At 68.3% G+C, this 11,535-nt stretch carries 22 protein-coding genes; 4 read left to right on the top strand and 18 right to left on the bottom strand.

All coding sequences use genetic code 11. The annotated features are described in order from the left end of the window. Positions 1-36: 36 nt before the first annotated feature. From FHS39_RS12490 to FHS39_RS26045, 17 genes are all read right to left on the bottom strand, one after another. The gene (locus tag FHS39_RS12490; protein WP_184349338.1) at positions 37-312 is read right to left on the bottom strand and encodes a hypothetical protein; all 276 of its coding nucleotides are present in this window, start codon (positions 310-312) and stop codon (positions 37-39) included. After that, positions 309-674: a hypothetical protein gene (locus FHS39_RS12485; RefSeq protein ID WP_184349337.1), complete on the bottom strand. Its 366-nt coding sequence runs from the start codon at positions 672-674 to the stop codon at positions 309-311. Before FHS39_RS12485 ends, FHS39_RS12490 begins: the two co-directional genes overlap by 4 nt. Next, a complete protein-coding gene (locus FHS39_RS12480) occupies positions 671-1,138 on the bottom strand; it encodes a hypothetical protein (protein ID WP_184349336.1) in 468 nt (155 codons plus the stop codon). Before FHS39_RS12480 ends, FHS39_RS12485 begins: the two co-directional genes overlap by 4 nt. A gap of 60 nt (positions 1,139-1,198) precedes the next feature. Then, complete coding sequence (locus FHS39_RS12475; RefSeq protein ID WP_184349335.1) at positions 1,199-2,179, bottom strand: ATP-binding protein; 981 nt, start codon at positions 2,177-2,179, stop codon at positions 1,199-1,201. Then, on the bottom strand, positions 2,176-3,033 hold the full coding sequence (locus tag FHS39_RS12470) for a PD-(D/E)XK nuclease-like domain-containing protein (RefSeq protein ID WP_184349334.1): 858 nt from the start codon (positions 3,031-3,033) through the stop codon (positions 2,176-2,178). The genes FHS39_RS12475 and FHS39_RS12470 overlap by 4 nt, the downstream gene beginning before the upstream one ends. Continuing rightward, on the bottom strand, positions 3,030-3,362 hold the full coding sequence (locus tag FHS39_RS12465; RefSeq protein WP_184349333.1) for a hypothetical protein: 333 nt from the start codon (positions 3,360-3,362) through the stop codon (positions 3,030-3,032). The genes FHS39_RS12470 and FHS39_RS12465 overlap by 4 nt, the downstream gene beginning before the upstream one ends. Positions 3,363-3,917: 555 nt before the next feature. Continuing rightward, a complete protein-coding gene (locus FHS39_RS12460) occupies positions 3,918-4,172 on the bottom strand; it encodes a hypothetical protein (RefSeq protein WP_184349332.1) in 255 nt (84 codons plus the stop codon). Further along, on the bottom strand, positions 4,169-4,798 hold the full coding sequence (locus FHS39_RS12455) for a hypothetical protein (RefSeq protein ID WP_184349331.1): 630 nt from the start codon (positions 4,796-4,798) through the stop codon (positions 4,169-4,171). Before FHS39_RS12455 ends, FHS39_RS12460 begins: the two co-directional genes overlap by 4 nt. Beyond that, positions 4,795-4,956 (bottom strand): hypothetical protein, encoded by a 162-nt coding sequence (locus FHS39_RS12450; protein WP_184349330.1) that lies wholly within the window; start codon positions 4,954-4,956, stop codon positions 4,795-4,797. The genes FHS39_RS12455 and FHS39_RS12450 overlap by 4 nt, the downstream gene beginning before the upstream one ends. Further along, positions 4,953-5,180 carry a hypothetical protein gene (locus FHS39_RS12445; RefSeq protein ID WP_184349329.1) on the bottom strand — a complete coding sequence of 76 codons (228 nt, stop codon included), beginning with the start codon at positions 5,178-5,180 and terminating at the stop codon, positions 4,953-4,955. Before FHS39_RS12445 ends, FHS39_RS12450 begins: the two co-directional genes overlap by 4 nt. Next, positions 5,177-5,563 carry a phiSA1p31-related protein gene (locus tag FHS39_RS12440; protein ID WP_184349328.1) on the bottom strand — a complete coding sequence of 129 codons (387 nt, stop codon included), beginning with the start codon at positions 5,561-5,563 and terminating at the stop codon, positions 5,177-5,179. The genes FHS39_RS12445 and FHS39_RS12440 overlap by 4 nt, the downstream gene beginning before the upstream one ends. After that, entirely contained in the window at positions 5,560-5,910 is a 351-nt protein-coding gene (locus FHS39_RS12435) for a hypothetical protein (protein ID WP_184349327.1), read from the bottom strand. Before FHS39_RS12435 ends, FHS39_RS12440 begins: the two co-directional genes overlap by 4 nt. Further along, positions 5,897-6,085 carry a hypothetical protein gene (locus FHS39_RS12430; RefSeq protein ID WP_184349326.1) on the bottom strand — a complete coding sequence of 63 codons (189 nt, stop codon included), beginning with the start codon at positions 6,083-6,085 and terminating at the stop codon, positions 5,897-5,899. The genes FHS39_RS12435 and FHS39_RS12430 overlap by 14 nt, the downstream gene beginning before the upstream one ends. Further along, positions 6,085-6,372 carry a hypothetical protein gene (locus tag FHS39_RS12425; RefSeq protein WP_184349325.1) on the bottom strand — a complete coding sequence of 96 codons (288 nt, stop codon included), beginning with the start codon at positions 6,370-6,372 and terminating at the stop codon, positions 6,085-6,087. The genes FHS39_RS12430 and FHS39_RS12425 overlap by 1 nt, the downstream gene beginning before the upstream one ends. Then, on the bottom strand, positions 6,369-6,857 hold the full coding sequence (locus FHS39_RS26050) for an HNH endonuclease signature motif containing protein (protein ID WP_184349324.1): 489 nt from the start codon (positions 6,855-6,857) through the stop codon (positions 6,369-6,371). The genes FHS39_RS12425 and FHS39_RS26050 overlap by 4 nt, the downstream gene beginning before the upstream one ends. Before the next feature lie 91 nt (positions 6,858-6,948). Beyond that, on the bottom strand, positions 6,949-7,221 hold the full coding sequence (locus tag FHS39_RS12415; RefSeq protein ID WP_184349323.1) for a hypothetical protein: 273 nt from the start codon (positions 7,219-7,221) through the stop codon (positions 6,949-6,951). Continuing rightward, entirely contained in the window at positions 7,218-7,424 is a 207-nt protein-coding gene (locus FHS39_RS26045; RefSeq protein WP_184349322.1) for a helix-turn-helix domain-containing protein, read from the bottom strand. The genes FHS39_RS12415 and FHS39_RS26045 overlap by 4 nt, the downstream gene beginning before the upstream one ends. A 215-nt stretch (positions 7,425-7,639) precedes the next feature. Between FHS39_RS26045 and FHS39_RS12405 the strand changes: the two genes are divergently transcribed. The 4 genes from FHS39_RS12405 to FHS39_RS12390 all read left to right on the top strand — a co-directional run bounded on the left by FHS39_RS12405 (position 7,640) and on the right by FHS39_RS12390 (position 10,885). Beyond that, positions 7,640-8,173, top strand: a complete 534-nt coding sequence (locus tag FHS39_RS12405) for a helix-turn-helix transcriptional regulator (RefSeq protein WP_184349321.1) — start codon at positions 7,640-7,642, stop codon at positions 8,171-8,173. 104 nt (positions 8,174-8,277) lie between these two features. Further along, positions 8,278-8,454, top strand: coding sequence for a hypothetical protein (locus tag FHS39_RS12400; RefSeq protein ID WP_184349320.1), 177 nt, complete (start codon positions 8,278-8,280; stop codon positions 8,452-8,454). Between the two features lie 98 nt (positions 8,455-8,552). Next, positions 8,553-9,845: a site-specific integrase gene (locus tag FHS39_RS12395; RefSeq protein WP_184349319.1), complete on the top strand. Its 1,293-nt coding sequence runs from the start codon at positions 8,553-8,555 to the stop codon at positions 9,843-9,845. Positions 9,846-9,994: 149 nt separating this feature from the next. Continuing rightward, positions 9,995-10,885 carry a MerR family transcriptional regulator gene (locus tag FHS39_RS12390; protein WP_184349692.1) on the top strand — a complete coding sequence of 297 codons (891 nt, stop codon included), beginning with the start codon at positions 9,995-9,997 and terminating at the stop codon, positions 10,883-10,885. 39 nt (positions 10,886-10,924) lie between these two features. Here FHS39_RS12390 and FHS39_RS12385 read toward each other — a convergent pair whose 3' ends face one another. After that, on the bottom strand, positions 10,925-11,491 hold the full coding sequence (locus FHS39_RS12385) for a tRNA-specific adenosine deaminase (protein ID WP_184349318.1): 567 nt from the start codon (positions 11,489-11,491) through the stop codon (positions 10,925-10,927). Positions 11,492-11,535 lie beyond the last annotated feature (44 nt).

The raw sequence follows: 11,535 nt of genomic DNA, 5'->3' as shown, positions 1-11,535 counted from the left end.
GGGTGCCGTGCGGAGGCAGAGGCTTGGTTGTCGCGGTCACCGTTCTTCCTCCTTCCGCTGCAGGTATGCGGTGATGTCCTGGATGCCGATGGCGGCGTGGTCGGCGATGGCGATGTCGTCGAGTGGCTCCTGGCCGAGGAGGAAGCGATCCTCCGGCGCGCTGCCCCGCCCCGAGACGCGGGCCCGGGCGTCGGCGATGCGTCGCGGGAGCGGAGGCCGGCGATGGACCTGTGCGAGGGCGAAGCGGGTGGCGAGGATGACGGCGCTGGTGGAGATGACACCGAGGGCCATTCCGGCAGCGAGGGTGTTCATGCCGCCACCGCCTGGGCCTGGCGACGCCGGGCTGCGATGAGGCGGCCCTTGTTGGTGAGGCGCCATACCGCGATGCGGTGTCCGTGGGTGGGGCTGCTGGTGGAGAACACCATCTGCCCGGTGTGCTCGATCACCCCCGACCCGCGGAGGGAATTGATAGCCGCGCCGAGGAACCCGTGCCCCTGCTCGGGTAGGAGGACGCGGAGGTCGTTGCAGCTGAACTCGTCCCGGGTCAAGCCGACGGCGAACACGGCCTGCTCGACCACGTGCTGGTCCCAGGCCGACCGCTTCACGATCTCGGCAAGGGTGACGTCCTTGCCAACGGCGGCCAGACGCTCCGCGGGGCGGAGGTGACGGGTCATCGGGCACCGCCGGGGCGTCGCATGGCGGTGACGGGGACGGCGCCGGATCCGCTCGGGTCGACGTAGACGAGGCGCCATTGACCGTCCCATTCGCAGCCGCACGGGTGGTCGGGGTGCGGGTGGCGGATGAAGACGGCGTGCTTCCGGTCAGGCAGCGGGATGCGAGCGACGTTGTCGTTGGGTGCCACGCCGGTTTCGCTCTGAAGGTCGCGCCATCCCCAGACGCGTCGCATGTACTCGAGGGCGGCCTGGTAGATGGCAGTCCAGGTGTGGCCGTGGCCGAGAGCGATGAACTCGGCGGGAAGCTCACCTTCTTGACCCACTCCGGCGATGAGCAGACCATCCGAGTTGATGAAGCCGCTTTCCTCGGCGTCCTTCCCGGACGGGATCCAGAGGGCTTCGTTGGGGTGCTCAACTCCGTGTTCATCCTCACGGAAGTCGATCGTGTACAACTCCGTACTCATGGCTGTGGTCTCCTGATGAGTGACGGGGCCGCCCCGATTGCCGCGGGGCGGCCCGGCGGGCTACTGGACGGCGTTCTTCAGGGCGATGCCGCGTTCGCGGATGTAGGCGCCGAGGCTGGTCGGCTTGCCGGTGTCCGGGTGCATCAGCGGAGTGGCAAGCAGGCCGCGGGACTCGACCTCGCGGTACAGGGCGAGCAGCCCCTCAGCGGTCGCCTCGTCCGACTTGACGTCGTCGATGTAGGTCGCCGTGTCGACGGGCTCAGCGCCGTCGTCCAGCCAGTCCAGCAGCGGCTTGGCGATGTCGCGGGCCCCGTCGGGCTGGTCCAGGACCTGCTTGTGCAGGGCCGGGCAACGGGACTTGAGGAACCGCATCCGGTTGTCGATGTCCATCTCGGCGACGACCCCGAACTCGTACTCGACGCCCTTGCGCTGCTCGGCGCGCATGCCGACGGCGACAGGTTCCTTCTTGCCGCGGCTGTTCTCCTGCAGAACCCACTCGGTGTGGGAGCGCATCGTGACGACGATGTGGCCGGGGTAGGAGAGGAGGGCGTCGATCATGTCGTTCTGCATCGGCGTGCCGTCCTTCCAGCCCGCGAAGGAGTTGCCGCCGTACTTCGACTTGGCCTTCTCGACCTGGTCGAGAGTGCCGTCGGTGCCCTTCCAGAAGTGGCTCAGGGAGTCGACGACGACGGTGCCGTACCCGGCCTGTGCCGCCGAGGCGAGCGCTTTGACGAGGTCGCGCGGGTCGTACCGGTGCATCGACAGGGAGTCGAAGACGATGCCGTTGATCCCCAGGTAGAGGGATGCCGACTCGCGTTCGGTGTCGATGACGGCGAATCGCTCGCCCCTGCTCAGGCCGTGGGCGACGGACAGGGCGGTCCACGTCTTGCCGGAGCCGGCGACGCCCTGGATGGAGATGCGGGCCTTGACGCGCTCCCGGGTGGCGGGCCTGAACGTGAACGGGCTGTCGTCGTATTCGTCGGTCTGCTGCTGGAAGCCGACTCGGCTGGGGGCGGGAAGGCGCCGGGTGTTGTCGGTCATGAGATCTCCTCGAGGTACTGGCGCTCCACCCACGACGGGAGGGAGATGGTGGTGGGGCGGTCGCTGTAGGCGGGCCAGTGGCCGGTGGCGCGGCAGTACGCGTAGATGTCGATGGCCTCGCGGTTGCGGTCGTGGCCGAAGCGGAGGGCGACCGGGTCGAGGGTCACGACGGTGACCAGGTAGGGCTCGGTCTTCTCCTGGAAGATGAAGACGAACTCGCTGCCGGTCGGCACGAGCCCGAGCTCGCGGGCGCCGTCGAGGTACCAGGCGGCCTGCATGTGGTAGCCGTAGGTGTGGACGGACTTCTGGATGGAGTCCAGGTCGGCGGCGGCCGTGGACTTGTAGTCGATGAGCTTGTCCGGGCGCAGCCAGTCGACCCGGGCCCGCCGCCAGATGCCGGCGGCTTGGTCCTGCCAGAACAGGGACTGCTCCGCCGCGCCGCTGCCCGGGGCCAGCAGGTCCGCTGCCTCTGGGTGTTCGCGGAGGGCGTCAGCCATCGCGTGGACCTTCTCGAAGTCGGGCCGCTTGAGCGGGATGGCCCCGATGGCCCTGGCCGCGGCCGCTTCTTCCTTGGCGGCGTTGGTGCGCCAGTCCGGGTAGTCGACGAGGACCAGCTCGGGCCCGTCGCCGAGAACGAGCTGGTGTGCGGCGGTGCCGACCTCGAAGTGCGGTTTGGGGACGGACGGCTGGCCGAGCTCGAAGTGGAACAGCGCCGGGCACGAGGGCGGCAGCAGCTTGCGGGCGCCGGTGGAGGACAGGCTCCCGCCGGGAACGGGGTCCTCGTGGTAGAGATCGGCCGGGATGTCGTAGACGCCCGGCACCACCTCCGGAGGCGCCTCAGGTGGCGCGGTCACTGCGCACCGCCGATGCAGCCCTCGCAGCGCAGGCTGGTACCAGCGCCGTCGAAGGGACCGTCGGTGTCACCACAGCGAGCGCAGCGGAGCCCTGCCGCGATCTTCTGAAGGTGGGTGATGACGTCGGGGTCGAGCTTGGCGGCAACGATGGCCGCCGTGTAGTCGGGGTAGACGTCGGCGAGCTTGGCGGTGTTGACCACGTCGGCGGTGGCGATGGTGTGCATGAGGTACTGGGTGAAGATGCCGGGCTGCGATCCGCCGTCCTGGCCGAAGTGCCAGAGCACGTGGCGGGCGGTCTCCGCGGGGATCGTGGGGCTGTTGGTGCTCACGTTGTTCCCTTCAGGGTGTGCTGAGGGAGGCCGCCCGCGGTGCGGGGGTGTGCGGGCGGCCGTGTGGTGGTGGGGCCCGCCGCCGGAGCCGGTGGTCATCTACGGCCGGCGGGCCAGATCAGGAGGTGGACCGCAGTCGGGCCACAACCGGAGTGCTCACTCCGGCCTCTCGTCGTCGGGTTCGTCGTGGGTGCGGTCCGGGAGGGCGGCGAGCAGGGCGAGGAGGACGCCGACGAGGCCGACGATCAGCCACCCGTACCAGGCCGGGCTCATGACGGGCTCCGCTGTCCGGGGAGAACCGGGCGCTGGCCGCCGTAGGACGGGTGGGCGAGCTGCCGGTTCAGCACAGCGCACAGGTGGCAGGACCGCGGGTCGTGGTCCGGGTAGGTGCACCGGCAGTCCTCGAACGTCCCGCCGCAGGTGGGGCAGCGTCCACTCATCACGCGCCCCCGTCCCGGTCCCGGCCAAGGAGCCGGTCGGCCCAGTCAAGGAGGTGCGGCCACCGGGTCACGATCCCGGCAAGCAGCCACAGGACGCCGACGGCGTACCAGGCGTTCATCGGGGGCTCCTGGCGTGGTTGAGGGTGTAGATGCGCCCGTTTTCCGGGCCGCGTTCGACGAGGTGCCCGCGTCGGGCGAGGACCTGCAAGTCCTTGCGGGCGGTGGCGCGGCACGGTGCCCAGCCGCGGTCGCGGTACAGGGCCCAGGCCCGGCCGGCGGTCCATTCACCGCCCTCCGCACGGACCACCGTCAGGAGCTGATTGCGGCGGTCGTCGTCGAGCCGGGACCCCCGCAGGGTCGGGACGTTCATCGCTCTGCCCCCTGTTCGGCCAGGTGCAGGACGGCGTAGGTCAGTCCGTGGATAGCCGCGGCCACGGCGGCGGCGTCGCAGCCCACGTAGTCCTCACGCAGGCTGTTGACGGCCCGCAGCGCCAGGGCTCGGTAGTCAGGCCGGGGCAGCGGTGGAACCTTGGGGGCCTCGATCTGGGCCGCGGCGACCGAGCCGATCGAGTTCAGCATCTGCGAGAAACGGCGAGGCGTCTCGTAGTCCTGTGCCCACAGTTCGACCGCGTCGTTGTGCTCGCCCCACGTGGCGTACACCGCGTATTTGCCGTTCTCGTAGTCCTCATCGACGAGAAGAGCCGCGTCGAGCCCACCGGAGCTGTCGACCTTTGCCCAGGTGACGGGCTCGATACCGAGCTCCCGCAGCTTGATGTTGACGAAGGCGGCATGCCGTTCCGAGCGGCGCATCTTCTCCGCGAGGCGGTCCAGCTCAAAGTTTTCGCGGTCGGCCTCAGCTTCAGCAAGCCAAGTCGGCGCCGCGGTGTTCAGGTCGTTCATTGGTCCCCCGTTGTGGTGTGGGTCGAGCAGCGTTCGCGGGTCGAGCGGCATCAGGAGGCCGCGGACGAGCGTGGCGCGGAACTCGGCGGGCGTCATCGCGCACCTCGTTCGGGGTGCTGGCGCCGGTACGCCAGGTGCTCCTCCTGCTCCCGCTCGCACGCGGCGCGGGCTCCGGCGAGCTGGTCCTCGAGGTCGGTGATCCGCCGCAGCAGGATCAGGAGCACGGTGGTGTCGACTGCGGTCGGCGGGATCATGCGGCCACCGCCAGCAGGCGCTGCCGTTCACGGTGGAGCCGCAGCATCACGTCGAGCCGCTCACGCTTGCAGTGCAGGCACCGGCAGTTCACCGCATGGACCGGCAACTCCTCCCGGCGCAGAGCCGCGAGACGCTTCAGATAGTTCGCGGCCGAGCCGAACTGCCCCTCCTTGAGCAGCTGGTTCAGGTAGTCCTCGGAGTCGAGATCGTCGAACCCGCTCACGCCGCACCCCCGAACACATCCCTGGGGGTAGGGGCGAGGAGGGCCCGCTGGTAGTCGGCGGCCGTCAGCCGGGCAGGCTCGGGAATCAGCGGCCCGAACCAGCGCTGCACCTCATCCAGCGGCACCGGCTCACGCTCCGCGACCGTCATGTCCCTGTGGTCGCCGGGGTGCTTCAGGAAGTCCATCAGCGGAACGGACCGGTCATCACGGCACCCGGTCCACTGCCAACGGCCGCCCGTGACATCCACGAACGTGCGGCCTAGGTCGAAAACTGTGCCGTCGATCTCGTAGAACTCCCCGCGTACCGCGGCGAGCTGGGCCCGGTCCTCCTCGAGCAGACCCCGCACCTGGGACGCGGCGGTCAGGTCGTCGATGATGCTCACGACGCCACCCCGCTCTCCAGGGCCTCGTCTGAGGGCTGGATGGTCATGCCGTTCTGGTCGGCCCACCTGCGGGCGTGGCGCTCGTCGTGGAGGGCGCAGTGCGCAGCGAAGTCGACGTATCCGTAGGCGCGGTACCCAATCGGGCCGAACGGCACGTCGAAGGAGGCATTACCTTCGCTGTCGTACACCTCGGTCACTCCCAGCGATCGGGCCGCCTCGGAGACCGCAGCGTTGGTGTGCAGCGGCACGAGTACACGGTCATCCGTCGGGGCAGGTGCCTCCGGGTGGGCGTCGAGCCAGTCGGCGATGGCTCGCAGGCCCGCGATGTATGCGCTACGACTGATCACGAGAGGCCTCCACTGGCTTCGGGTGGGGGATGCCGGGGCACGGCACGGCGGTGTCCGGGTCGGCGTCGAGGAAGTGCCGCTGCTCGGCCAGCCGGCCGTCCGCGACGGTCTGGGCCTGCTGAAGCTCGTCGAAGAGCAGAGCGGTCGCCAGGCGCGGGTCGGTCGTCGTCGCCATCACCGCACCTCGCTCTCATGCTGGGCGAGGGTCTCGCGGTCGGACTGCAGCGCAGCCCAGTACGTGTAGAAGAGGACGTCGAGGGCGGCGTCGCGCTCCCGCTCCGGCAGGCAGTGGAAGGCGGTGCGGCCAATCTCCTCGACGTCGAAGCCCTCCGGGCGGGTCGCGCGGAGCATCTCCTCCGCCTCGGCGAACATCGCCTGCCAGGCGCTCACCATCGGAACGCCACAGGTGATGCGGTCGAACTCGTCAGGCACATCCGGGATCTCGGGGACCGGGTTCGTCATCGCGAGTCACCACCTGCGGAGATGGTGGCGGCCCGCCTGGCGCGGTACTTACGGTTCCTGGCAGCCCGGCAAGGCTGGCACTGTCGACGACCGCGCGGGTCTGTGTACGTGCTTGCCTTGGTGATTGGGTGTCCGTGCATGCAGTGAGTGCGAGCCTGGCCAGCACGTCGGTTGTTCTCACCTTGCGTCACCGGCTCCAGATGTGCCGGGTTCACGCAGTGCCGTGTTCGACAAAGGTGATCGATGTGGAGCCCGACGGGGATGGGCCCAACGAGAACGGTGTACGAGTGCCGGTGGGCCCGGACGGACTGATCTTTACCGTTCACTCGGTGAGAAAACTGTCCGTAGCCGTAGCGCACCTTCGCGGTCCACAGCCAGCAGCCGGTGTCGGCTACCTCTACCTTGAGCCAGAACCGCTCCGGCAGGCGCGGGTCACCGTAGGGGGCTTCGTTGCTCCCGGTGATGGATGGGATGATGTCAGGCATGTGATTGCCCTCGTCTCTGGATGGTGTGGGGTGATCGCTAGGCCCCGGCTGCCGGTGTGTGAGAGCCCGGCGGTTGGGGCCGACTGCCGTTCTAGGCGGCTGTTACAACGGGCTTGATCTCGCGGATGGGCCGGACGTCGTACATAGCTGCGATCTCACGGATGTGCTTGAGGCGAAAGCTGATCTTGCCTCCGCCGATGCTGTGCGGAAATTCGCCAGCCGTCGCCCTGTCCCGAAGGGTGCGGGGCGCGAACGGCAGGAGCTTCTTCTCGTGGACCTCTTCCGGGCTGTAGTGCCGCAGCTCCGCCTCCCCCTCGCAAGACTGCGCGGCGGGGAGTGCAGCCCTAGTGGCCTTGCTGGTCACGTCGCCTCCTTGTGGATGATGGCTTTCAGCGGCACCTCCAGCGCGCTTGCTATGCGCTGGATGGTGTCGTCACTTGCTCCGGCTTCACCGCGTTCTATGCGCGATAGGTGGCTGCGGTCTCGGCCGGTCTGTTGAGCGAGTCCGCGCAGGCCTACTTTCCGTGCCTGACGGATCGCCCTGATGGCGCTGCCGTTCGGTCTCACACCTAGAATCTAGTCCCGTCGGCGCCACATCGGCAAGCGTTCTGACTACTTTCTAGTCGCAACCCTGCCCGTTGGGCGCGCGCCAGCGCTCGCACGCCCTCGCGCGCCCGGCGCAGCCACGCAACCCTGGATGCTTGAAATGACTACTAAACTGCACATCAAAAGGCCGAACCTAAGCTTCTTGGTTGCATAGCGATGAGGCATGATGTCGAGCCATGAATGGAGACTGGGGACGCCTGGGTACAGCAGTCCAGGCCGCCCGCAAGGCCAAGGGGCTGACTCAGCCGCAGCTCGGCGAACTCATCGGGGTCAGCCGTGCCACCGTGCAGGCCATCGAGCAAGGCAGGGAGTTCGCCAAGATCACGCACACTCTGCGCGCCCTCGAAACGCCCCTCGGCTGGAAAGCCGGCTCTATCGAAAACGTCCTCGCCGGCGGCGACCCAACCTACAAGGCCAGTGACACCGAGCCTGACAACGCTGCCATGCCGATCACGGACGACTCCCAGGCCCTCCCACTGCGAGTGCGCCAGGCACTCGGAGAAGGTCACCTCCTCGACGCCACCATCATCGACCTGCCAGCCGAAGGATCGGACGAGCCGGACGCACAGATCGTCATCGTGGTGAAGAGCAAGCCCACCGCAAGCCCCGAGCGCATGCGTCGAAACGTCGCCGCTTGGGAGCGGGTCGAGCGCAAGCTCCGTGCCCTCGGCACGGCAGATGACGACCCGTCGGGGCCTGACGCCGAATAGCGCAACCTTCTACGAGTCAACTACTCCACATGTGACGCAGACGTGTGGTTCCATAACTCGTTACCGACAGGCGGGGCAGCCACTCGAACGGTTCTGGGGGACCAGTGCGAGTACAGGTACTGCGATGCGCTGCCCTGCCCTACGACGCCACACTTGTGATCGTCAAGCGGCCCGGCAGGCACCTCTACTACGTAGACGAACGCCGCTTCTCACAGCGCGAGGCTGACCGGCTCCAAGCCGCCCTCAACACCGACGACGATCCCGGCACGGACAAGGCCTGAGGTATCCGCCTCCGCCCAGCGCCGCAAGGAACGCAGGCCGCGGTCCCCCACCCGCGCCCCTCCCCCCAACGCCAAAACGCGCCACATGGAGGTCAGCCATGGCGTATGCCGAGAAGCGTGTCAGCACTGCCAAAGGCAGCAAGGGCAAGGTCACCTGGCGCTCACGCTACAAGCGCCCCGACGGTACGTGGGGGAGCGAGGCTGGGTTCCCCACGAAGAAGACCGCCGAGCGCTGGGGGGAGGAGCAGGAAACCGCAATCCGGGCCGGCCGTTGGGTTGACCCCGAGCTGATGCGTAAGCACTTCGGGGTATGGGCGCGTGAATGGATGGCTGCACAGAAGCCTCGCGGCCGGACCACGATCAACCGGTGGGAGCGACTGGAGGCGCACATCCTGCCTCAATGGGAGTACACGCCACTGATCGCCTTCAACTGGTTCGAGGTCGAGGCCTGGGCGCGGACCCTCACCTGTCACCCCTCGACGACTAGGAAGTCTGTGCAAATCATGTCGCAGATCCTGACGGGAGCGGTCGACGCCCAACACCTCACAGTGAACCCACTGCATAGGCGCCAGCTCACCGGCCTTGCCTCACCCGAGACACCCAAGCCCACCCCTGTCGAGCAGGATGACGACATCGGCGACAGGGTTGACGCTGGCGACGGTGTCATCGCCACCCCCGAAGAAGTGCTCCTTATCGCGCGGCGCCTAGGACCGGTCGTCGGGCTGCACCTCGTCACCCTTGCCTGGACTGGCATGCGCTTCGAGGAGCTGGTGGGACTCCGGCGCCCCAATGCTCTGCGGCGCAGACGCCAAAGGTACGACGACGGCTTCTTCGAGTGCCCAGTGATCCGGGTTGACAAGGACACCGGCGCCTTCGTCCAGTACCTCGTGCGTGGCGAGGACGGCAGACGACGGATATTCAGGGGGCTGGAACCGCCGAAGAATGAGCAGTCGGCGCGAGACATCGACATCCCGCCGTTCCTCGAGAAGCTGCTGCGCGAGCACCTGGATGGATGGCCGCACGAACACGTCTTCACCCGGCCCACGGGGGTTCTGTGGTGGCGAAGCCACTGGTGCGGTGTGCTGCGGCCTGCCGCTGACGGCCGTGATGCCCGCCCCAACGCTCGTAGCAAGGCCGGCAAAGAGGCATGGGAGCCGATCAAGCCTGGGCTTACTGCCCGGGACTTGCGCAAGACACACGACAGCTGGCAGGAGGAGGTCGGGGTGAAGCCTGTTCTCGGCTATGAACAGATGGGCCACAAGTACCCTGGCATCAAGGGCACCTATCGACGCCCGACTCCTGCTATGCGCAAGCATCGCCTGGAGGGGCTGCAGCTGCTCTTCGACCGGGCGTTGGCGAATCTGGGCTGGGGGAGTGTGTGGGAAAAATGATCTCCCGAACTTCTCCCAAACGATCACCTAGAGGCGGCTTGTGGTGATCTCCGGCAGGCTGCGATGCTGGTCAAAGCATGTATGTGATCGGCAGGGGGCGCGATTTGCATCTCCTGCTGGGGGAGGTTCAAGCCGTGTCATCTGACGCCATGTGGAGCATCGGAGAGCTCGCCGAACAGGCGGGCGTCACCGTCAAGACCGTCCGCTTCTACTCGGACCGGGGTCTGCTGCCGGAAGCGGGCCGCAGCGGCGGCGGTCACCGCCGGTACGGTCCCGACGCGATCGACCGGCTCCGCCTGATCCGCTCCCTGCGCACCCTCGACCTGCCGGTGCCGGAAGTGAGCCGGGTCCTCGACCGGGAGGATGCGCTGGAGGACGTCATCGCGGGGCAGTTGCGGGAGCTCGGCTCGCAGCTGACCGTCCTGCGCTGGCGGGAGGCCGCCCTCCAACTGCTCCAGGACTGCTCGCCCGAGGAGCGCGCCGACCGGCTGCGCCTGATCGGCGGCATGACCACCCCGCCCAGCACGGCCGCGCTGGCGCGCTTCTGGCGGCGCTGGCTGCCGCCGCGGCTCCCGGCCCAAGTGGCCGCCGCGGTCGTGGATCAGGCGGTTCCGCAGCCCCCCGACGATCCGACCCCGGCCCAGGTACTGGCATTCGCCCGGCTGCACGCCTTCGTCTCGCGCCCCTGCCGCGCCGACGAGCGCTCCCAGCCCGAAGCGCACCGGGCCACGAAGGGCTACCGCCCGGCCGTGCTCTACGAAGGTCTCGTCGAGGCCTTCGCACTGGCGGAAGTGCCCATGCGGGCGCAACGCTCACCGCACGACGGCGAGGCGCTGGACTGCTTCGTCGCCGCCTATGCGCGCTCGCTCGGCGCGCGCGACACTGCGGACTTCCGCCGGAGGCTCAGCGGGCTGCTCGCCGCCGACCCCCGCATCGACCGCTACTGGCAGCTCGTCGCCGAACTGAAGGGGCCTTCGGAACCGACCCCCGGGGCCGCCCACGACTGGCTCTGCGCCGCTCTGGACGCACAGGCCGCCTGAACCGGGCGGCTTCGCGGGGCCATTGCCTGCACGGCCCGTTCAGTACGGGTGCCGGTCCGGCTTGTTCATCCAGGCGTCGTAGGCCTGGGCACCGAGCTCGGGGTGCATCTGCTCGATCTTGATGCTCCGCTGGTCGAGCGGCTTCGCGAAGTCCTGGTACTGGAAGACGTCGTCGAAGCCGATGCGCCGGGTGTCCTCCAGGTCACAGCTGAAGTACACGGCGTCCATCCGGGACCAGTAGATGGCGCTCATGCACATCGGGCACGGGGCGCCGCTGATGTAGATGGAGCAGCCCTGCAGCATCCGGGCCCGCTCGGACACGACGTCCGGTGAGCCTTCCGGGCGGGGTATGAGCTCCAGGTTGGCATCGTTCACATGGTCCTTGGAGATCGACGGCGCCTCGGGGTTGAGGCACTGCACGGCCTTGCGGATGGTCTCGATCTCGGCGTGGCAGGTCGGGTCGCCGGTCAGCAGGACCCGGTTCTGCCCGCGCGCGATGATCTCCCCGTCGCGGGCGATCACAGCTCCGAAGGGGCCGCCCCAGCCGTTCTGCACGGACTCGGCGGCAAGACGCACCGCCTCGGTCATGAGTTCTTTGTGTTCCATCACGGAGTCTCCGATCGGAGTCGGTCCCCGCCTGCGGAAAAATG

The sequence above is a fragment of the Streptomyces olivoverticillatus genome (genome assembly GCF_014203555.1).
Taxonomy (GTDB): Bacteria; Actinomycetota; Actinomycetes; order Streptomycetales; family Streptomycetaceae; genus Streptomyces; species Streptomyces olivoverticillatus.
The sequence above is the reverse complement of the archived record's forward strand: the minus strand, read 5'-3'. Positions and strand labels throughout refer to the sequence as shown.

Coding starts and splice junctions, on each gene's coding strand:
- FHS39_RS12385 (WP_184349318.1), bottom strand. CDS start 11,491: ATGGAACACAAAGAACTCATGACCGAGGCGGTGCGTCTTGCCGCCGAG.
- FHS39_RS12450 (WP_184349330.1), bottom strand. CDS start 4,956: ATGATCCCGCCGACCGCAGTCGACACCACCGTGCTCCTGATCCTGCTG.
- FHS39_RS12455 (WP_184349331.1), bottom strand. CDS start 4,798: ATGACGCCCGCCGAGTTCCGCGCCACGCTCGTCCGCGGCCTCCTGATG.
- FHS39_RS12480 (WP_184349336.1), bottom strand. CDS start 1,138: ATGAGTACGGAGTTGTACACGATCGACTTCCGTGAGGATGAACACGGA.
- FHS39_RS12390 (WP_184349692.1), top strand. CDS start 9,995: ATGTGGAGCATCGGAGAGCTCGCCGAACAGGCGGGCGTCACCGTCAAG.
- FHS39_RS12395 (WP_184349319.1), top strand. CDS start 8,553: ATGGCGTATGCCGAGAAGCGTGTCAGCACTGCCAAAGGCAGCAAGGGC.
- FHS39_RS26050 (WP_184349324.1), bottom strand. CDS start 6,857: ATGCCTGACATCATCCCATCCATCACCGGGAGCAACGAAGCCCCCTAC.
- FHS39_RS12405 (WP_184349321.1), top strand. CDS start 7,640: ATGAATGGAGACTGGGGACGCCTGGGTACAGCAGTCCAGGCCGCCCGC.
- FHS39_RS12475 (WP_184349335.1), bottom strand. CDS start 2,179: ATGACCGACAACACCCGGCGCCTTCCCGCCCCCAGCCGAGTCGGCTTC.
- FHS39_RS12485 (WP_184349337.1), bottom strand. CDS start 674: ATGACCCGTCACCTCCGCCCCGCGGAGCGTCTGGCCGCCGTTGGCAAG.
- FHS39_RS12490 (WP_184349338.1), bottom strand. CDS start 312: ATGAACACCCTCGCTGCCGGAATGGCCCTCGGTGTCATCTCCACCAGC.
- FHS39_RS12430 (WP_184349326.1), bottom strand. CDS start 6,085: ATGGCGACGACGACCGACCCGCGCCTGGCGACCGCTCTGCTCTTCGAC.
- FHS39_RS12460 (WP_184349332.1), bottom strand. CDS start 4,172: ATGAACGTCCCGACCCTGCGGGGGTCCCGGCTCGACGACGACCGCCGC.
- FHS39_RS12425 (WP_184349325.1), bottom strand. CDS start 6,372: ATGACGAACCCGGTCCCCGAGATCCCGGATGTGCCTGACGAGTTCGAC.